The following is a 20,701-nucleotide window of genomic DNA, read 5'->3' as shown; positions in this document are numbered from 1 at the left end:
TCCCAGAAGCCGTTTGCCCAAGCAGGTACGAAGGACGTTAGGTTATACCGCCATGAGCGCTGCGCATCGGCGCCTACGATAACGATAACGGGAGACGGGTATGCAAACTTCGCTGCGGCCACTGGTATTCTGGCCGACCTTTCTGATCCTGCTGGCAGCGGTCGTGGCCAGCTATGTCGATCTGGATGCGTTTCTGGCCACCGCCAGCGCGCTCAACGACGCCGTTCTGACCAACTTTTCATGGCTATTCAGCCTGGGTAGCCTCTACCTGCTGATCATGGCCGTCGTCGTCTATTTTTCGCCGATCGGGCGCATTCGTATCGGCGGCCGGGATGCCACCCCGCTGCTTTCCCGCCTGCGCTGGTTCTCGATCACGCTGTGTACCACGCTGGCCGTAGGCGTGCTGTTCTGGACCACCGCCGAGCCGCTCTATCATTTCATGGGGCCGCCCGAGTCCACCGGGCTCGAAGCCGGCTCCGGCGATGCCATGCTGTTCGCGATGTCGACCATGTTCCTGCACTGGTCGTTCACGCCCTACGCCATCTACGCCGTTCCGGCACTGATCTTCGCGCTGGCCTTTTATAACCTGCGCCTGCGCTTCTCGATCTCGAGCATGCTGGAGCCGATATTCGGCCCCAGGGTGAAGCGCTTCGGCGGCCTGATCGATGCCATCTCGCTCTATGCACTGGTGGCGGGCATGGCCTCGTCGCTGGGCACCGGCGCGCTGACCCTGGCCGGCGGCGCGGGCCAATATCTCGGCGGCGAGACCAGTCCGCTGCGGCTCGGCATGATCATTGCCATCATCGTGGTGACCTTCGTGCTGTCCGCCGCCAGCGGCCTGCAGAAGGGAATCGCCCGGCTGTCGTCGCTGAACGCCGTTCTGCTCGCGATTCTCGGCGTGTTCATGTTCATCGTCGGGCCTACCGTTTTCTGCCTGGCGCTGGGCGTCGAATCGTTCGGTGTCTATCTCGACAACTTCTTCACCAAGAGCCTGTTCACCGGCGCCGCGGGCAACGATCAGTGGCCGCAGTGGTGGTCGATCTTCTACTGGGCGGTGTGGTTCGCCTGGGCGCCGGTGGCGGCGCTGTTCCTGGGCAAGATCTCGCGGGGTTACACCGTGCGCGAGTTCCTGCGCGTCAATCTGCTCTACCCGGCGCTGTTCGCCAGCGTGTGGATCCTGATCTTCTCCGGTACCGCGCTCTACTTTCAGGCTCACGCCGACACTATCGGCGCCGATCTCTATGCCGTACTCAACGATCGCGGCGTCGAAAACGTGCTCTACGAGCTGTTCCGCCAGCTGCCGTTCTCGCAGGTGTGGATTCCGCTGCTGCTGTTCATCGCCTACATCTCCTACGTCACTGCGGCGGATTCGCAGACCGACGCCATCGGCAACCTCTGCACTCGCGGCCTGACCGCCGACTCCGACCTCAATGCCGGCGTCCCGATGAAGGTGATCTGGGGCGTGATCGTCGGCGTGGTCTCCTGGGTCATGGTCAGCTTCGTGGGGATCGACGGCATCAAGATGCTCTCCAACCTGGGCGGGTTGCCCGCCATGCTGATCGTGCTGCTGGCCACCGGCTCGCTGTGGGTCTGGCTCAAGCACCCCGAACGGCTGGACGCCGTGCCGACACGCTCAACTTCCTCCCGCGCCGCCAAGGATGACGCATGAAGATCAAACAGGACTTTCCGCACCGCGTGCGTGAAATCGAGAACCAATGGATCGTGCTGGCCGATGGCACGAGACTCGCCGCGCGGATCTGGCTACCGGAAGGAGCCGCCGGCTCACCGGAGGAAGATGCCGAGTCGAATCCCGTCCCGGCGATTCTCGAATACCTGCCCTATCGCAAGCGAGACGGCACGGCGGTGCGCGACGAGCTGACCCACCCCTATTTTGCCGGTCACGGCTATGCCTGCGTGCGCGTCGACATGCGCGGCAACGGCGAATCCGATGGCCTGATGCTCGACGAGTACGCCCCGCAGGAGCAGGCCGATGCGCTGGAAGTGATCGACTGGATCGCCAGCCAGCCCTGGTGCGACGGCAAGCTCGGCATGATGGGCATCTCCTGGGGCGGCTTCAACGGGCTGCAGGTGGCAGCGCTGCGCCCCGAACCGCTCAAGGCGATCATCACGCTGTGCTCCACCGACGACCGCTACGCCGACGACATCCACTACAAGGGCGGCAACATGCTGCTGGAGAATCTCGGCTGGGCGGCGACCATGCTGAGCTTTTCCGCCGCCGTGCCCGACCCGGCGCTGGTGGGCGAACGCTGGCGCGAGATGTGGAAGCACCGACTCGACAACATGCCGCTGCTGGCAGAAACCTGGCTGAACCATCAGCATCGCGACGACTACTGGAAGCACGGCTCGATCTGCGAGAGCTACGAAGATATCGAGGCGGCGGTCTACATGATCAGCGGCTGGGGGGATTCGTACATCAATACGATCCCGCGGATGATGGAGAATCTCTCCTGCCCGAAGAAGGCGCTGCTGGGGCCGTGGATGCACAAGTATCCGCACTTCGCGATTCCCGATCCGGCGATCGGCTTCCTGCAGGAGGCGCTGCGCTGGTGGGACTACTGGCTCAAGGACATCGACACCGGGATCATGGACGAGCCCGAGTGCACCTTCTATCTGCAGGATGGCGTACCGCCGGCCCCCAAGTATCTCGAACGCCCCGGCCAGTGGGTGCGCACCCATGGCTGGCCCGCGCCGGCCGACGAGATCGAGACGCTGACCCTCGGCCTCGGCGATCGGGGGCTGGAACCCGCCGGCCGGTTGAGCGAGGACCGCCTGATCGCCTCGCCGCTGACCGCCGGCTCGCTGCAGGGCGAGTACATTCCGCTCTGGTTCGGCGCCGACTTCCCGCCGGATCAGCGCCGCGACGATGGCCTGTCGCTGACCTTCGACTCCGCCCCCTATGCCGATGGCCTGGAGATTCTGGGGCAGCCGACCGTGTCCGTGGAGCTGGAGAGCGCCGAGTCCTGCGGCCAGTTCCATGTGCGCCTGTGCGACGTGGCGCCGAACGGCGAGAGCGCGCTGATCACCTACGGCACGCTCAACCTCAACCTGCGCGACGATCCGGGCACGATCGCCCCGCCGGTGCCGGGCGAGCCGATGACGGTGCGCGTGGCGCTGGATCTGATCGGCTATCGGCTGCCGAAAGGCCATCGCCTGCGCCTGGCGCTATCCAGTGCCAGCTTCCCGCTGGTGTGGTCGCCAAAAAAACGCGCCGACCTGACGCTCAAGGCCGGCACGCCGACGCTCGAACTGCCGCTATCGAAGGCTGAGGCCATTGCCATGCCGTTCGAGCCACCGGAGAGCGCCACGCCGTGCCGCGTCGACACCCTGCGTGCCGGTCAGCCCAAGCGAACCATCAGCGAGGACGTCGGCAGCGGCGAGGTCACGGTGACCGTCGAGGACGACATGGGCGATATCCGCTTCGCCGATCACGGCCTGCGCGTCGAGCAGAAGGCGAAAGAGGTCTACGTAAGCCATCCGGTGGACGCCACGCGAACCCGTGCCGATATCGAGTGGGTCTATCGCGCCAGCCGCGACGAAGGTGACGGGCAGTTCGCGGTGGAAGTGACCAGTCGCTATCACCTGCACTGCGACGAACAGACGTTCTATCTCAGCGCCGAGCAGGTCGCCCGCGAAGGCGAGACGCTGGTCAGCGAGAAGTCCTGGACGCGGAAGATTCCGCGGACGGCGATCTGACGGTGAAACACCCCGCGGAGGCCGGTATCGGGGCCTCCCGTGTTATGCTCCGGAGCCGTGACCCCCTGGCTCCGGATGCCTGCATGCCCTCGCACGATCCTCTCCCGCCACTCTCCTGCCTTCGCGCTTTCGAGGCGGCCGCACGCCATGGCAGCTTCACCCAGGCCGGCAGCGAACTGCACCTGACCCAGAGCGCCGTGAGTCGGCAGATCAAGCGCCTGGAGAGCGATCTCGGCAGACCGCTCTTCGAGCGCCACTACGATGGGCTGCGTCTGACCCCGGCGGGTGAGCACTACTTTCGCGTCGTTCAGCGGCTGCTGCGTGATCTGCGTGACGAAACGGCCCGTCTGCGCCGGCGCGGCGACGATCGCCAGCTGACCCTGGCGTCCAGCCCGACCATCGCCTCGATCTGGCTGGCGCGTCAGTTGCCCGACTTCCAGCGCGCCCATCCCGATATCGAAATTCGCGTCCTCACCGTCGAGGATCCGCACCGGCTGGATCTGGCGGAGTTCGACCTCGGCATCTACTACCACGTGCAAAACGAAGTGGACCCGCCCGGAGTCTACGCCGATGCCATCTTCGAGCAGGAGAGCGTCGCCGCCGTCTGCAGCCCGGTCTATCTGGAACGTCACGGACAGATCCTGGACCCGGCGGCGCTGCTCACCCGGCATACGTTGATGGTGGTCGAGGATCACTATCACGACTGGCTGACCTGGGAGCTCTGGTTCCGGGAACTCGGCCTGGCGTGGCAGCCGCCCACCCATACGTTGCGGGCCAACAGCTTCCAACTGCTGATGAACGCGACACTGGCGGGCCAAGGCATCACGCTGGGCTGGATGCGGCTGCTGGCGGCCGAGCTGGATCAGGGAACGCTGGTCCAGGCACTGCCGCAAACCTTGCCCAGCCGCGGCCACCTCTCTCTCTTCACGCCCGAACACCGGCACCTGACCGAACCGATGCGCGCCTTCCGCGAGTGGGTGCTGCGCTAGCCCGCCGCTCGGTCAACCGGTGGCGAACGACCCGGCGACGGTATTGTCGTGCGCCATCGTTGCAGGTTCGATCGTCATGTCTTCCGATGCTCCTAGCGCGGCATGACTCTGACGTCGGATAACGTTTCCAGAGGCTGCGGACGATCGATCAGATAGCCCTGAGCCAAATCGATTCCAAGCCGCGACAGCTGCGCCATGGTGGCCGGCGTCTCGACGAATTCGGCGATCGTCTTCAATCCCATGGTGTGTCCGACGGTATTGATCGCCTCGACCATGGCCCGATTGATGGGGTCCGTATCGATGTCCTTGATGAAGGCGCCATCGATCTTCAGGTACTCCACCGGCAGTTGCCTAAGGTAGGCAAACGACGATAGGCCTGCCCCGAAATCGTCCAGTGCGAAACGGCAGCCCCGCTGTCGCAGGCGACGTATCAGGAGCGTTGCCGTGGAAAGCTGAGCGATCGCCGTGCTTTCGGTGATCTCGAAGCAGATCGTTCCGGGCGGCAGCGAAGCCTGCTCGACCCAGAGCAGCAGCTCTTCGCAGAACCGCTCGTCGGAGAGCGATGCCCCGGACAGATTCACCGACCAGGTATCGATGGCGCCGCTCCCTTTGCAGCGATAGCGATCCGACAGCCATGCCAGGGTATTGCGCACCACCCAGCGGTCGATACGCCCGATCAGATTGTACCGTTCGGCAGAGGGCATGAAGCTCCCCGGCGCGTACAGTCGGCCGTTCTCCTCCAGCCGAACCAGGATTTCATGGTGATGAATGGAGGTAGGGTCGGCCACCGAAGCGATCGACTGCGCATAAAGCCGCAAGCGATCCTGATCCAACGCCGCCTGCAGCCGAGGCACCCATTGCAGTTCACCATGACGATCGAGCAATTGGCGATCATCGGGTTGATAGACATGAACCCGATTACGCCCGGCTTCCTTGGCCGCATAGCATGCGGCATCGGCGGCACCGAGGGCATCGCCCAGCGTCACCGAGCCCCCACAATCCAGCTCGACCAGGCCTACACTGACACCCAGCGAAAAGGTCCTGCCCTTCCAACTGAAGCGAAAATCGTCGATCGCCTCGCGAATGCTCTCGGCGATGCGCTTTGCATCCGCCAGCTTGCAGTTGCAGAAGACGATGCCGAACTCGTCTCCGCCCAGGCGAGCCAGCAGATCGATATTGCGTACCTGCTCGCGCAGCATCGTCGACAGTTGTCGCAACAACTCGTCGCCTGCCATGTGCCCGCAGGTATCGTTGACGATCTTGAACTGATCGAGATCCAGGTAACAAAGCACGTGGATACCACTGGGCTGCAGCAGCATCATCTGCAGGCGATGCTCGAACTCGCGACGGTTGACCAGCCCGGTCAGCGCATCGTGGCTGGCCTGATAATTGAGTTTCCGCGTCAGTTCTCGGGTCTGTGTCTTGTCCTGGAAGATGACGACTGCTCCGACCGTGTAACCGCTGCGGCTACGGATCGGTGCCGCGGAATCCTGAACGGCCCGCTGACTACCATCTCGTGCGACCAACAGACGAGTGTCGAGACAGACGACCGGTTTGCCGCTGGCGAGTACCTGACGAGCCGTATTGTCCGCCTGGCGATTGGAGGCTTCGTCGATCAGGCTGTAGATCTGGCCAACCGGCAGCCCTTTTGCAGCCTCGAGTGTCCAACCGGTCAGGCGTTCCGCCTCGGCATTGAGGAAGGTGACCAGACCACTTTCATCGGTCGTGATGACTCCATCGCCGATGGAGGCCAATGTCACCTGCGCCAGCTCGCGCTCACGGTTCAACTGCTCCTCGACGCGCTTGCGATCGGTGATGTCTCGCACCATGCCGGCAAATTCGGCTTCCGACCCGGACGCCCCCTCGCTGACCTGGAGCTCGAGAGCGCGTATTCCTGCAGCGGTGCGGATACGCAGTTCTCGACGCTGCCCCGGCGCCGGTATCCGCGTGCGAATCAAGGCATCGACCGGCATCCCGACGACATCTCTGGCGGTGACACCGAACAGCGCCTCCGCGCCGGGATTGAGCGCAGTGAGCACGCCATCGCTCCGCCAGGTCAGCACGCCATCGCGCAGGTTGCGCATGATCACCTGCGTACGCGTCACCGCACGGTCGAGTGCCGCCGACACACGGTTGTAACTGGCAGCGATCTGGCCAACTTCGGTAAAAGGATCAGCCGCGACACAGCCACCGATCTCGCCACGTTCCTCGTGCTGGCGCATGCTATCGAGCAGTTCGAACAGCTCCGTGCGGGCACCGTGCTCGGCCATGTTCAGCCCCATCTCCTCGGCCTCGGGAGTGACCCGCAACGGTATCAGCCGGCCCAGCCCGCCAAGTAGTAGCCAGCTCAGGCCGAACGCCCATACCCCGCAGACAATCACGCCCAGAAGCTGGATACCCGACTGCGCCAGCCAGCCAAGCCCGGTATCGAGACGAGCCGGATCACCCAACAGCCCAACCGCTAGCGTCCCCCAGATTCCCGGGATCAGATGTGCCGGTATCGCGCCGATGGCATCGTCGATGCGGTACTTCAGCAGCCATTCGCTGGCCAGTACCGACAATATGCCGCCGACGGCACCGGTCACGATTGCGGCAGATACCGTAAGCTCGTGCGCACCGGCGGTAATTGCCACCAGTCCGGCGATGGCACCATTGAGCGCATAGAGTACCTCGGCGAATCCGCGTAGTTTCCAACCCAGCAGCAGCGCGAACATGACCCCGGCGACCGCGGCACTCACGGTATTGATCAGTACCCCCGGAACCGTGGTATCGAATGCCAACGTACTGCCGCCGTTGAATCCGAACCAGCCGACGAAGAGCACCAGTACGCCGAGCATCGCCATAGGAAGATTGCCTGCCGGCATCAATTTGGTAGCCTGTCCGGCGACGAATCGCCCGTGGCGGGGGCCGATGCGCAACACCGCCGCCAGCGCAACCCAGCCGCCGGTACTGTGTACTACGGTGGAACCCGCGAAATCGACGAAGCCCAGCGAGGCGAGCCAGCCGGGTTCACCGGTGTAGGCACCGCCCCAGGCCCAATGGCCGAAGACAGGGTAAATGAGCCCGCTGACGATCAACGTGATGAGCAGGTAAGCCTGAAATGGCATGCGTTCGGCCACCGCACCGGAGACGATGGTCGCCGCCGTCGCGCAGAACATGACCTGGAAGAGGAAGAAGATGGCCAGCCAGTAGGCCTCGTCAGCGCCGAATTCTGGGAAGAAGAAGGTAGCGCCGACCCAGCCGTCATGGCTGCTGCCGAACATGATTCCAAAGCCGACGCACCAGAAGATCAACATCGCCACGGCAAAGTCGCAGACGTTCTTCATCGCGACGTTGATAGCGTTCTTGCTACGAGTCACCCCAGCTTCCAGACACAGAAAGCCGGCCTGCATCATGAACACCAATATGGCGCCGAGAATCACCCACAGAGCATCGATTGCCGTCACCGACTCGCCCATTACATCGCTCCTGATCAATGTCTTGTTGTTGTTTTCCGGCGTGCTTGATGCTTGTTATTTAAAATCCTTATCGGCCATTATCCGCCGGATTGTATGGCCCACCCGTTACTGCGGGTCCGGCGCGCCCGGTGCCGTCACCGATTCTCGCGGCCCGGTGCTGCCGGCAGTCACCGGTGCTTGCTCCATCACCACGCTCATTCGCGGCATGGCCAGGTCGATGCCCTGCTCGTCGAAGCGCTGCTTGAGACGCAGGTTGAAGGCACGCGCCACGTCCCACTGCATGATCGGCGCCGTACGCATGCGCACCCGCAGAATGGCCGCGCCGGCATCGAAGCTCTCGATCCCCTGGACCTCCAGCGCGGACCAGATGTAGTGGCGCATCATCGGGTCGTTGCGCAGGTCCTCGGCGATCCCGCGCACGATCTCGATCGCCTCGTCGATCTTCATGTGATGAGCGATACGGATGCGCATCAACGCGATACCGAATTCCCGGGAGTAGTTCTGAATCCCCTGGATCTGGCTGAACGGAATGATATGCACGATACCGTCCAGGTCACGCAATTTGACGGTTCGGATACTCAACGCCTCGACCGTTCCCATGTGCGATCCCAGATTGACGAAGTCATCGATCGCCAAGGAGTCCTCGATCAGGATGAACAGCCCGGTAATGAGGTCCTGAACCAGCGTCTGGGCGCCGAAGCCGACTGCCAGGCCGATGACACCGGCACCCGCCAGCAGCGGCGTCACGTTCACGCCCAGGTTCGCCAGTGCGATGATAAAAGCGATCACCGCGATGGTCACGAAGACAGTGTTGCGCAACAGCGGCGTGATGGTCTGGGCGCGGGCACTGGCGTTGACCCGACGGCCATGGCGGCGACTGCTGCGCAGCAGCGCGTGCTTGATCGCGGTATCGGCCAGAATCCATACCAGCCACGCCACCAGGAACGTCATACCCAGACCGAACACGCCCTTGGCGATCTGCTGACTGATGCCTGCCGAGCCGCCTACCGCCCAGAGCGACGAGCCCCAGACCCGCATCGCCAGTTCGGCGAAGATCACCCAGCTCACCAGATGGGCCAGCGTGAAACCGAAGCGCACCAGCCGTGACGCATACTCCGACGAGGATTTCTCCCGGGCGCTCTCGCCGCGCCGGTGAATCAGTCCGGTAACGACCAGCGTCGCGATCATGAGGCCCGCGGTCACGACCGCCCGGAAGAACGCGCTGCGCGAATCCTCTGCGGACAGGATCATCGCGATCAGCGAGACGCCCACCATGATCAGGATCGGGATGTGCCAGATCCGGCTGAACACGCGGATCAACTCCGTCGTCGCACGACGCTCCTGGCGCTGCGAATAGGGCCGGTTGCGAATCAGGTGCCGGATGGGGCGCCGAAAGGCCATGACGAAGACACCCAGCAGCACTGCCGCACTGACGTTGGCAACCAGTGAGACGAGCGCCGTCAGTCCTTCGCCTAGTGGCGCGACCAGCGCCTCTGCATGCGCGGCATCGCCCAGCGCGACCAGCGCGCCGAGCGCGAACAACCAGCGGGCGCCACGCTGGCGCAATATGCGCAGCGCCGTGTGTCGGTGCCCGCTGCCGAACAACGAGAAGACAATTTCACAGATCGACGAGAAGACCGCCCCGCAAAGCGTGGCGTAGGCCGCGACCATGGCCAGAGCGATGCCCACCGATGCGGATTCGACCTGATGGACGGTCGTCAGTGCGACGGCGAAGCCGATGGCCAATGGCACCACGCGCCGAACGATATGACGGATCAGCATCCAGGTCGTCGGATCCTCGGGCAGGTGCCACGGCAACCCCAACTGACGCACTGCCCAGCGCCAGAGCATGGCGATCAGCAGCGTCACGCCGACCCATAGTCCCGTCACCCAAAGCAGGTCCAGCACGATGCCCTGCAACCGCTGAGAATCGCCGATCAGCCCCGACACATCCTCGCCCGCCTGGCTGACCCGCGCCGACCAGTACCGGATCGGATTGTCGAGCCCGTCCGTCTCCAGCGACGAAAACGATTGCGCTAGTGCGCTCAGCAGCCCGGCCGAACCGCTCTCCTGCTCGGCATCCACTGCAGTGACGTCACGCAACTGCTTGAGATGGTCGAGCAAGGCCTGACGCTGGTCGCTGTTTTCGAGCGTGGCGATGACCTGATCGAGGGAGGTGCGCAACTCTTGCGGAGAAGGCGCCGATGCCGCACTCGACTCACTGCTCTGACCGCCGCCCACCAGCGACGTCAAAGATTGCGCCGACGCCGGTAGACTGATCATCAGCGTCAGGGCCAGCACCCAGATCCATCCCAACTGTCTCAATCCACTCACGGTGACTCCTGTCTGCATCCCTATCGAGCCTTCGATAGCTTGTCGCCGGACATCATGCTATCCAAGGGGGGCCACGACAACGCCAAACCGGCTTTGGTCCTGACGTCGAAGCTGCTCTATCTTCAACAGACGCGCCTCACGGTGCCCCCTCGAACACGCGAAAAATCGCGCCTTCGATCGAGCTTCATGGACAAGGAGAGCAACATGCGCCTTTCAGGCAAGGTGGCCCTGGTCACCGGCAGCACCCAGGGCATCGGTCGTGCCGTCGCCGAGCGTCTCGCCCAGGCTGGCGCCGATGTCGTCGTCAGCGGCAGCCGCCCTTCCGAGCGCGCCGAGGAAACGGCAAAGCGCGTGCGCGCCCACGGCCGAAGAGCCGCGATCGTCACCGGCGACATTGGCGATGTCGAGACCAACCGGCGCCTGATCGAGGAGAGCGTGGAGGCCATGGGCCGGCTGGACATCCTGGTCAACAACGCCGGCCTCGAGATCGATTCGCCATTCCTCGAGGTCAGCGAAGATGATTACGATCAGGTCATGCAGACCAATCTGAAAGGCGTCTTCTTCACGACCCAGGCCTTCGTTCGCCATCTGCGTGACGAGGGTCGCGGCGGCCGCGTGATCAACATGAGTTCGGTGCACGAGGATCTGCCGTTTCCGGGCTTCACCAGCTACTGCATGAGCAAGGGTGGCATGCGCATGCTGACCCGCAACCTGGCCGTCGAGCTGGCGCCGCTCGGGATCACGGTCAACAGCGTGGCGCCCGGCGCGATCAAGACGCCGATCAACTCAGAGCTCGACGAGAATCCGGAGAAGCTGCGCCACCTGCTCGGCAACATTCCGCTCAACCGGCTGGGTCGGCCCGAAGACGTGGCCGGCGTGGTCGAGTTCCTCGCCTCCGAGGATGCCGCCTACATGACCGGCGCCTCTCTGCCAGTGGACGGCGGTCTGCTATGGCAGTATGAGGAATAATCCTTCTTTTCAGCTTCACCGACACTCTAGCGCCACGCAGGGAAACGGCATGCTTGACAGTTTTCAGACGGCGCCCAAAAGCGCTGACGCGATAGATGAAGCGGCGGTCACGCCTCACGACCGTTACGGTGAGTTGTTCGAGGCAGTCGCTCTGGCCCATATCTTTCATGATTCCAAAACCTTCGCCGACTGTATTCCACGGCAACCGCCCGCACAGATCATGGAAGCCTACGAGCAGCAGCGAAACCAGCCAGGATTCGATCTGGGCGCTTTCGTGGCCGATCACTTCTACAGCGACATGCTCCCCGGCAAGGGCTACGAGTCCCGTCCCGAGCATGACCTGATCACGCATATCGATAGTCTGTGGCCGATACTCACTCGTAATTCCCGTCAGCATCCTCGCTGGTCGTCGCTGCTCGAACTGTGCCATGACTATGTCGTCCCCGGTGGGCGCTTCCGCGAGTACTACTACTGGGACTCCTACTTCACCATGCTGGGCCTGGCTGCCAGCGGGGAAAGCCATCTGATGTGCTCGGTCACCGATAACTGTGCCGACCTGATCATGCGCTTCGGGCACATGCCCAATGGCAACCGCAGCTACTATCTGAGCCGCTCCCAGCCGCCGCTGTTCTCGATGATGGTGGAGCTGACCGAACGTCAGGGCTTGCGGAACGCCATCGACTACCTGCCCCAGCTGGAGCGGGAGTACGCCTACTGGATGAGTGGCGAAGAGAAGCTCGCCCCCGGAGAGAGCCATCGACGCTGTGTGCGTCTCGACGAAGAGGCTTGGCTGAACCGCCACTGGGACGACCGCGCCACGCCTCGCGAGGAGTCGTTTCGCGAGGATGTAGAAATGTCCCATCACTGCCATCGCCCCGCCGAGGCGCTGTTTCGGGATCTTCGCGCCGGCGCGGAGAGCGGCTGGGATTTCAGCGGACGCTGGCTGGACGACGTACGGGACCTCGGCTCGATCCGCACGACTCACTTCGTCACGCCGGAGCTCAATGCCCTGCTGTTTCATCTCGAGCAGACCTTGAGCCGGCTCCATGCCTCACTTGGCGACGACAGCAAGGCCGGCGACTTCCGCCGCAGGGCTCTTCGTCGGCAGGCCGCCATGGACGCGTACCTGTGGAGCGATTCGCGAGGCGCCTACTACGACTACGATTTCACCCGCGGGGAAAGTAGCGTTCACCTGACGGCCGCTTGCGTCGTCCCGCTGTTCGTCGGCGCGGCCTCCAGCGCCCAGGCGGAACGCATCGCCAATATCGTCGCCAACCGTCTCATGGCGCCGGGCGGACTCGCCACCACGGAGATCACCGATAGCCATCAGCAGTGGGACCATCCCAACGGCTGGGCACCGCTGCAGTGGATGGCGATCGAGGGGCTGCGGCGCTACGGGTTCACCGAGCTCGCCGACGACATCGCCGACCGCTGGCTGGCCCTGGTCGAGGATCTCTATCGCCGCGAACACAAGCTGGTCGAAAAGTACGTGCTCTACCCGGGCGCGGATTTCGCTACCGGCGGCGAATATCCGCTGCAGGACGGCTTTGCCTGGACCAACGGCGTAACCCGGGCGTTACTCGCCCGACGCGCCGGGCACGAGTAACACCACCCCCAGCGGCGGTAGCGTCAGCGAAAGACTGGCCGTCTGCCCGTGCAGCGGCGCATCGAGGGCCTGGATCTGCCCCATGTTGCCCAGGTTGGAGCCGCCGTAGCACTGCGCGTCGCTGTTGAAGATCTCCTCCCAGGCGCCCATGACCGGCACGCCGAGCCGATAATCGTGGCGCGGTACCGGGGTCATGTTGGCCACCACCAGCAGCGGCTCGCCGATCAGGTTCCAGCGCAGCCAGGCGAACACGCTGTTGGTACTGTCGTCGCCTACCACCCAGGCGAAGCCCTCGGGTTCGGTGTCGCGCTGATGCAGCGGCGTCTTCTCCTGATAGAGCCGATTGAGATCGCCGACCAGACGCTGGATGCCGGCATGGTGAGACTCGCCGAGCAGCGACCAGTCCAGCTCGCGGTCGTGATGCCATTCGCGCCACTGACCGAACTCACAGCCCATGAACAAGAGCTTCTTGCCGGGCTGGGTCCACATGATCGACAGATAGGCGCGCAAATTGGCGAACTGCTGCCATTCGTCGCCCGGCATCTTGTTGATCAACGACCCTTTGCCGTGCACCACCTCGTCATGCGAGATCGGCAGTACGTACTTTTCGGAGAACGCGTAGACCATCGGGAAGGTCAGTTCGTGATGGGCATACGAGCGATAGACCGGATCCTTGGCGATGTACTCCAGGGTGTCGTGCATCCAGCCCATGTTCCACTTGTAGGCAAAGCCCAGGCCACCGTCGCGGGTCGGCTGGGTCACGCCCGGCCAGGCGGTGGATTCCTCGGCGATCACCACCGCGCCGGGCACCTCCTCTGCGACCACGTCGTTCAGGTGACGCAGGAAGTCGATCGCCTCGAGATTCTCCTGGCCACCGTATTGGTTGGGAATCCACTCGCCCTCGTTACGCGAGTAGTTGCGATACAGCATCGAGGCCACGGCATCGACGCGGAGCGCATCGATGTGAAAGTGGCGCAGCCAGTGCAGCGCCGAGGCCAGCAGGAAACCGTGCACCTCACGCCTTCCCAGGTTGTAGATATAGGTGTTCCAGTCCTGATGAAAGCCCTCGAACGGATGCTCGTACTCGTAGAGCGCCGTGCCGTCGAAGCGCGCCAGGCCATGCGCATCGGTAGGAAAGTGCGCCGGCACCCAATCCAGGATCACCCCCAACCCGGCCTGATGACAGGCATCCACGAAGTAGGCGAAGTCCTCCGACTTGCCGAAACGCCCGCTGGGGGCGAACTGGCTCAGAGGCTGGTATCCCCAGGAGCCGCCAAAGGGATGCTCCATGATCGGCAGCAGTTCGACATGGGTGAAGCCCATCTCTAGCACGTAGGGGATCAGGTGTTCGGCCAGGTCGCGCCAGCTATAGGAGACGCCGTCATGCCCGCCATGCTTGCGCCACGAAGCGGCATGCACCTCGTAGGCGGAGATCGGCCGGTCGGGTGCTTGGTGCTCGCCGCGCCGGGCGATCCACTCGTCGTCGTGCCAGGTGAATGGCGTGGTGTCGGCAACCACCGATGACGTGTGCGGCGGCGTCTCGGTGGCCAGTGCCACCGGGTCGGCCTTGAGCGCGATGGCGCCGTGGGCATCGAGAATCTCGTACTTGTAGGATTCGCCCGGCCCCAGGCGGGAAATGAACAGCTCCCAGACCCCAGCGGGATGACGCAGGCGCATCACATGCCGACGACCGTCCCAGCCGTTGAAGTTGCCCACCACCGAGACACGTCGGGCATTGGGCGCCCAGACGGCGAAGCGCACCCCGGACACGCCATCGACTGCCATCGGCTGGGCGCCCAGGCAGTGTCCCAGGTTACGGTGGTTGCCCTCGCCGATCAGGTACAGGTCCGTCTCGCCAAGCAACAGACCGAACGAATAGGGATCCTCGGTTTCCCGCTCGCCGCCAGGCCAGCGGATACGCAGTTTATACGGCGCGACATGGGGCAACCGACCGGCGAAAAGCCCGGGCACCTGAATACCGGTCAGGCTGCAGCGCCGCTGGCCGGTGTCGCGGTCGAGCACGTCGACCCCCAGCGCACCAGGCAGGTAGACACGCAGCAGGCAGGATTCTGCATCCTCCGCGCCGCACGCATGCACGCCAAGCACGGAAAACGGGTCGCCGTGCGTGCCGCGAACCAGCGCTTCGGCGTCATCGGGGGACAACCAGAGGACATCGTCCTTGACGGTAGTGACGTTCAGATCGGTCATGGTGACTCTCTCTTGGACAGTTGTTCGCTCGTGGACAATTGGTCGACGATGGCTGCCAGGCCGCGCAACGGCACGCCCAGCCAGGCGGGGCGATTGGCAGCTTCGTAGGCGATCTCGTAGACCGTCTTTTCCAGCACGAACAGTTCCAGTGCGGCGTCAGCGCCTTCCGGGGAGGCCCAGCGGTGGGCGATATCGGCCGTACTCTGCCAATAGGCATCGAGGAAGGCACGCCGACTGGCAACCAGGTAGCGTTCGGCGACATCATGGGTCACCTCGCTCACACTCTCGTCGCTCGGCTTGCCGACAGCGGCTTCGTCCATCTTGGCGCCGGCATAGTCGAATGAACGCAGCATGCCGGCGACATCCCGCAGCGGGCAATCCTTGGCGCGCCGTTCTGCCAACGGGCGAGCGGGTTCACCCTCGAAATCGATGATGTAGGCATCGTCATGAGCCACCAGCACCTGGCCGAGGTGCAGATCGCCATGGATCCGCGTTAGCAGACTGCCCCTGGCCCGTTGCGCCAGCGGCTCGACGCTGGACAGCAGCGCATCGCGCTCGGCCAGCACCTGGTCGGCCAGTGCCTGGTCGGCTTCACTGGCATTGCCCTTGTGGCGCGCCAGCAGGTCGAGCGCCTTCTCGATCTGCTCGCGGACACGCTGCGTCCAGGCGGTCACGTGCGTGTCGTCAGCCAGTTCCGGCGCGAAGTCGCCGTTCTCGCTCGGGGACGCCAGTGTCCGGTGCAGCTCGCCCAGGCGCTGGCCCAGGGTCGTGGCGAATCCCTCGAGTTCGTCGAAAGCACTGTAGCCGCCCTCTTCGACACTCACCTCGCTCTCCTCGCCCGCTTCTCGAATCGCCCGCTCGAGCGCGTTGCGTGTCCACGACCACGCATCGCCCTGGTTGGCGATGAAGCCCTGCACCAGCATCAGGGTCTGGGATTCGCCATTGGCGTTGCGGCGCGCCACCTCGCCATACAATGGCGGCACGTTCTCGAAACCCTGTTCGCTCAGGTAGCGACCGAACTCGGCCTCGGGATGCACCCCGGGCTCCAGACGCCGGAACAGCTTGAGCACCACCTGGTGGCCAATGATCACCGAGCTGTTGGACTGCTCGACGTTGTTGTGGGCGACATCGACATCCTCGGGCAATTCCAGCTCGTCAAGCGCCGACGTCGGCACGAAACGGATCTCGCCGTCGGCGCAAGGCAGGCTCGCCCCGCTACGCAGCAGGCCGAGAATGCGCAGCGCGAAGTCATCCATCCCCAGCGCATCGGTCAACAGGCCGACATCGCGCCCGCGTCGCACTCTTGCCAGGGCCAACTGCTGGGCCATCGCGCTTCCCCGGTCGTCTTCACCGAGGAAGCCCAGCGGCAGCAGGTAGCGATCGGTCCCCCGGGAATGCTGGACCTCGATCTCGCTGAGCAGCATGGAGTGCCGGGCATCCTCGATGCGCACCGCATAAAGGATGTGTACCCGGTCGATCCGCGACTGCTTGGCGGCAAACCAGCGCCGCTTGGGCAGCGCTTCGTGCTCGAGCATGCCGCGCGACGGGGCGTCGAGGATCTCTTCCAGATGACGCTTGACGATCAGCGTGACGTAATCCGGCATCGCCTCGGGCGCCGGCACGTGCCAGGCGGGCATCGCCGTCTCGGGCGCCAGCAGGAACCAGTAGAAGCCGTAGGGCGGCAATGTCAGCAGATACGACAGCTTGCCGATCGGCGGGAAGGCGCTGCCGCCGACCATCTCCACCGGCACCTGGCCGGCAAACGACGACAGGTCGAGCTCCACCGCCTGGGCGTTGCGCGCCACGTTGGCCACGCACAACAACACTTCGCTCTCGCCATTGTCGAGCACCAGCTCGCGCAGGTAGGCGAGAATATGCCGGTTGGCCGGATAGAGCGGCTGCATGGTGCCGCGGCTGAACACCCGATGCTGACTGCGCACCGCCAGCAGGCGTCGCATGCTGTTGAGCAGCGAGTGCGGGTCACGCGCCTGGGCTTCGACGTTGACCGACTGGAAGCCGTACAACGGATCCATGACCGCCGGTAACACCAGCCTGGCCGGATCGGCTCGCGAGAAACCGCCGTTGCGATCCATCGACCACTGCATCGGCGTGCGCACGCCATCGCGATCGCCCAGATAGATGTTGTCGCCCATGCCGATCTCGTCGCCGTAATAGAGTACCGGCGTGCCCGGCATCGACAGCAGCAGGCTGTTGAGCAGTTCGACCCGTCGGCGATCGCGCTCGAGCAGCGGCGCCAGGCGTCGGCGTATCCCCAGGTTGATGCGCGCGCGGCGATCGGCGGCGTAGTGATTCCAGAGGTAGTCCCGCTCCTTGTCGGTGACCATCTCGAGGGTCAGCTCGTCATGGTTGCGCAGGAAGATCGCCCACTGACAATTGGGGGGGATCTCCGGCGTCTGGCGCAGGATGTCGGTGATCGGGAAACGATCTTCCTGGGCCAATGCCATGTACATACGCGGCATCAGCGGGAAATGGAACGCCATGTGACATTCGTCGCCCTCGCCGCTCTCGTTGCCGCCGAAGTAGGGCCGCGTATCCTCGGGCCACTGGTTGGCCTCTGCCAGCAGCATGCGGTCGGGGTAGCGCTCGTCGATCACCGCCCGGATCTTCTTGAGTACGACATGCGTCTCGGGAAGGTTCTCGTTGTTGGTGCCTTCGCGCTCGACCAGATAGGGAATGGCGTCCAGGCGCAGGCCGTCGACTCCCATGTCCAGCCAGTACGCCATTACCTTGAGCACTTCATCGAGCACCTGCGGATTGTCGAAATTGAGATCCGGCTGGTGGGAATAGAAACGGTGCCAGAAGTAGGCACCCGCCACCGGGTCCCAGGTCCAGTTGGACGATTCGGTATCGAGAAAGATGATCCGCGTGCCGGGATATTTCTGATCGCTGTCCGACCATACGTAGAAATCACGCTCGGGCGAATCGGGAGGCGCGCGACGGGCGCGCTGGAACCACTCGTGCTGATCCGAGGTGTGGTTGATGACCAGCTCGGTGATGACCCGCAGGCCACGCTGATGAGCCTGTTCGATGAAGCGCTGGGCATCCTCGAGGGTGCCGTAGTCGGGACTGACGCCGGTGTACTCGGCAATGTCATAGCCGTCATCGCGGCGCGGCGATGGGTAGAACGGCAGGATCCAGATAGCGTTCACGCCCAGGCTGACGATGTAGTCCAGCTTGTCGATCAGCCCCTGGAAGTCGCCGATTCCGTCATCGTTGGCATCGAAGAACGACTTGACGTGTACCTGGTAGATGACGGCGTCCTTGTACCATAGCGGATCCTCGAGAAAATCGATGGTCTCGACGGCGTGCGACTCGCTGCTGGCATCCATCATGGTGCCTTCCTCCTTGGCTGATCAGCGCACCGGATGGATGCGCCAGATGGCGAACGGCAAGTGCCATGGCTCCAGCCGCATCGACTGCCACTTGCCCTGCCATGTCCAGCGATGACCGGACATCAAGTCTTCCACGTGCAGGGCCGCATCGTCGGGAAGCGCGAACTCCCACAGCGGCAGCTCGAAGGCCCCTTCCTGGGCTTCGAACGGGTCCAGATTGATCATCACCAGAATGAAATTGCCCAGATCGTCGGTGCGCTTGCCGAAGTAGAGCAGGCGCTCGTTGTATGCCGGATAGAAGGCAACCCCGAGATGGGTCTGCAGCGCCGGATTCTCGCGGCGAATACGATTGAGCTGGGCGATCTCGTAGCTGATGTTGCCGGGCGCGGTATAGTCGCGTGGCTTGATCTGGTACTTCTCCGAGTCGAGATACTCCTCCTTGCCCGGCACCGGCTCGCCCTCGCACAGCTCGAAACCGGAATACATGCCCCACAGCCCCGACCCCATGGTCGCCAGCGCGGCACGGATCAGGAAGCCCGGCCGGCCGGAAGCGTGCAGGAAATAGGGATTGATGTCCGGCGTGTTGACGAAGAAGTTGGGCCGGTAACACTCGCGCATCGGCGATTCGTTGAGCTCGGTCAGGTAGTCGGTCAGCTCGGCCTTGGTGTTGCGCCAAGTGAAGTAGGTGTAGCTCATGTTGAAACCGATCTTGCCCAGGCGTTTCATCATCGCCGGCCGGGTGAATGCCTCGGCGAGGAACAGCACGTCCGGGTGGCGCCCGCGAATGTCGGCAATCAGCCACTCCCAGAACGGCAGCGGCTTGGTATGGGGGTTGTCGACGCGGAAGATCTTCACCCCTTCGTCGACCCAGCCCTGCACCACGTCGCGCAGCTTAAGCCACAGCGCAGGCACCGCGTCCTCGGCATAGAAGTCGACGTTGACGATGTCCTGATATTTCTTAGGTGGATTCTCGGCGTAACGGATCGAGCCATCCGGCCGCCACGAGAACCAGCCGGGATGCTCCTGGAGCCAGGGGTGATCCGGCGAGCACTGGATAGCGAAATCCAGCGCGATCTCCAGACCGTGCTCGGCAGCGGCCTGGACCAGGGCGCGAAAATCCTCGCGCGTGCCGAGTTCGGGATGGATCGCCTCGTGGCCGCCCTCCTCGCTTCCGATGGCGTAGGGGCTGCCGGGATCGTCGGGGCCGGCTTGAAGCGTATTATTGCGCCCCTTGCGGTGGGCGCGGCCTATTGGATGGATGGGCGGGAAGTAGAGCACATCGAAGCCCATGTCGCGAATCATCGGCAAGCGCTTGTGGACATCGCCGAAAGTACCGTGACGGTTGGGGTCGTCGGTTTCCGAACGCGGGAACAGCTCGTACCAGCTGGCGAACTGGGCCCCCCGGCGCTCCACCTCGAGCGGGTAGACCGAGTTGCTGCGCGTCAGGTGCGGCCGGGCATCGGCGGCATGCATCCACTGGGCGGTCCGCGTGTCGAGCATGATGCCGACCCGCTCGCCGTCGCTGTCACAGGCCTGGAAACGTTCATGAATGTTTTCCAGTGCTTCGCGCGCCTCGCCTTCCATCCGCTCGGCAGCGGCCACCAGCAGACGCCGCCCTTCCTCGAGTTCGAGCCCGACCGGAACGCCGGCCTGATGCTTCTTGAACAGCTCGTCGCGGTAGGTGCCGAACACGTCCCACCACGCCTCGATCACGAAGGTATGCCGACCGACCCGCGTGGGGGTGAAGGCCGCTTCCCAAAGATCCTTGCCCAGCGGACGCATGAGGTGCATCGGTTCGCGGCGGTGCTGGCCCTGGTCATCGCACCAGTTCACGGCAACGGCCAGCACATCGTGACCGTCGGCTAAGATCACCGCGGAGACGGTCACGGGTTGACCGGCGATCGCCTTGGCTGCGAAACGCCCTTGTTCCAGCGAGGGCTGCACGGCCTCGATGGCGATACGCGGTGAATGCGCTGCCACGTGGGCGCTTTCGTCTCCCGACGATGATGACGCATCCGGCGTCTGATTCGGCGATGAGCGCGTAACCATTGGCGCCTCCTTCCATCCTTG

General features: G+C 63.8%; 10 protein-coding genes. 5 read left to right on the top strand and 5 right to left on the bottom strand.

All coding sequences use genetic code 11. From position 1 onward, the window contains the following. Positions 1-100 precede the first annotated feature (100 nt). The 3 genes from ACWHY3_RS04195 (at position 101) to ACWHY3_RS04185 (ending at position 4,703) form a co-directional block, all read left to right on the top strand. The gene (locus tag ACWHY3_RS04195) at positions 101-1,669 is read left to right on the top strand and encodes a BCCT family transporter (RefSeq protein WP_448127624.1); all 1,569 of its coding nucleotides are present in this window, start codon (positions 101-103) and stop codon (positions 1,667-1,669) included. Further along, on the top strand, positions 1,666-3,714 hold the full coding sequence (locus ACWHY3_RS04190; protein ID WP_332778729.1) for a CocE/NonD family hydrolase: 2,049 nt from the start codon (positions 1,666-1,668) through the stop codon (positions 3,712-3,714). Before ACWHY3_RS04195 ends, ACWHY3_RS04190 begins: the two co-directional genes overlap by 4 nt. Before the next feature lie 83 nt (positions 3,715-3,797). Continuing rightward, positions 3,798-4,703, top strand: a complete 906-nt coding sequence (locus ACWHY3_RS04185; RefSeq protein ID WP_087717734.1) for a LysR substrate-binding domain-containing protein — start codon at positions 3,798-3,800, stop codon at positions 4,701-4,703. Between the two features lie 92 nt (positions 4,704-4,795). Here ACWHY3_RS04185 and amt read toward each other — a convergent pair whose 3' ends face one another. Both amt and ACWHY3_RS04175 read right to left on the bottom strand, forming a co-directional pair. After that, entirely contained in the window at positions 4,796-8,161 is a 3,366-nt protein-coding gene (amt, locus tag ACWHY3_RS04180; RefSeq protein WP_448127623.1) for an ammonium transporter, read from the bottom strand. Positions 8,162-8,266: 105 nt separating this feature from the next. Further along, complete coding sequence (locus tag ACWHY3_RS04175) at positions 8,267-10,495, bottom strand: mechanosensitive ion channel domain-containing protein (protein ID WP_448127622.1); 2,229 nt, start codon at positions 10,493-10,495, stop codon at positions 8,267-8,269. Positions 10,496-10,699: 204 nt separating this feature from the next. Between ACWHY3_RS04175 and ACWHY3_RS04170 the strand changes: the two genes are divergently transcribed. Beyond that, the gene (locus ACWHY3_RS04170) at positions 10,700-11,464 is read left to right on the top strand and encodes an SDR family NAD(P)-dependent oxidoreductase (protein WP_087717835.1); all 765 of its coding nucleotides are present in this window, start codon (positions 10,700-10,702) and stop codon (positions 11,462-11,464) included. 49 nt (positions 11,465-11,513) lie between these two features. Further along, positions 11,514-13,070, top strand: a complete 1,557-nt coding sequence (gene treF, locus ACWHY3_RS04165) for an alpha,alpha-trehalase TreF (RefSeq protein WP_448127621.1) — start codon at positions 11,514-11,516, stop codon at positions 13,068-13,070. Here treF and glgB read toward each other — a convergent pair. From glgB to ACWHY3_RS04150, 3 genes are read right to left on the bottom strand one after another with little or no spacing between them, the layout of a single operon-like run. Next, positions 13,041-15,278 (bottom strand): 1,4-alpha-glucan branching protein GlgB, encoded by a 2,238-nt coding sequence (gene glgB, locus ACWHY3_RS04160; RefSeq protein WP_448127620.1) that lies wholly within the window; start codon positions 15,276-15,278, stop codon positions 13,041-13,043. The two genes, treF and glgB, sit on opposite strands and share 30 nt — an antisense overlap. Then, positions 15,275-18,631, bottom strand: coding sequence for a maltose alpha-D-glucosyltransferase (treS, locus tag ACWHY3_RS04155; RefSeq protein ID WP_448127619.1), 3,357 nt, complete (start codon positions 18,629-18,631; stop codon positions 15,275-15,277). Before treS ends, glgB begins: the two co-directional genes overlap by 4 nt. Before the next feature lie 21 nt (positions 18,632-18,652). Continuing rightward, positions 18,653-20,680 carry an alpha-1,4-glucan--maltose-1-phosphate maltosyltransferase gene (locus tag ACWHY3_RS04150; RefSeq protein ID WP_448127618.1) on the bottom strand — a complete coding sequence of 676 codons (2,028 nt, stop codon included), beginning with the start codon at positions 20,678-20,680 and terminating at the stop codon, positions 18,653-18,655. Positions 20,681-20,701: the final 21 nt, after the last annotated feature.

This window comes from Salinicola sp. NYA28a (genome assembly GCF_976982775.1).
The sequence above is the reverse complement of the archived record's forward strand: the minus strand, read 5'-3'. Positions and strand labels throughout refer to the sequence as shown.

Bases quoted from the DNA above. Each gene is read 5' to 3' on its own strand.
- ACWHY3_RS04185 (WP_087717734.1), top strand. From the start codon at position 3,798: ATGCCCTCGCACGATCCTCTCCCGCCACTCTCCTGCCTTCGCGCTTTC.
- treF (WP_448127621.1), top strand. From the start codon at position 11,514: ATGCTTGACAGTTTTCAGACGGCGCCCAAAAGCGCTGACGCGATAGAT.
- glgB (WP_448127620.1), bottom strand. From the start codon at position 15,278: ATGACCGATCTGAACGTCACTACCGTCAAGGACGATGTCCTCTGGTTG.
- ACWHY3_RS04150 (WP_448127618.1), bottom strand. From the start codon at position 20,680: ATGGTTACGCGCTCATCGCCGAATCAGACGCCGGATGCGTCATCATCG.
- ACWHY3_RS04195 (WP_448127624.1), top strand. From the start codon at position 101: ATGCAAACTTCGCTGCGGCCACTGGTATTCTGGCCGACCTTTCTGATC.
- ACWHY3_RS04170 (WP_087717835.1), top strand. From the start codon at position 10,700: ATGCGCCTTTCAGGCAAGGTGGCCCTGGTCACCGGCAGCACCCAGGGC.
- amt (WP_448127623.1), bottom strand. From the start codon at position 8,161: ATGGGCGAGTCGGTGACGGCAATCGATGCTCTGTGGGTGATTCTCGGC.
- treS (WP_448127619.1), bottom strand. From the start codon at position 18,631: ATGATGGATGCCAGCAGCGAGTCGCACGCCGTCGAGACCATCGATTTT.
- ACWHY3_RS04190 (WP_332778729.1), top strand. From the start codon at position 1,666: ATGAAGATCAAACAGGACTTTCCGCACCGCGTGCGTGAAATCGAGAAC.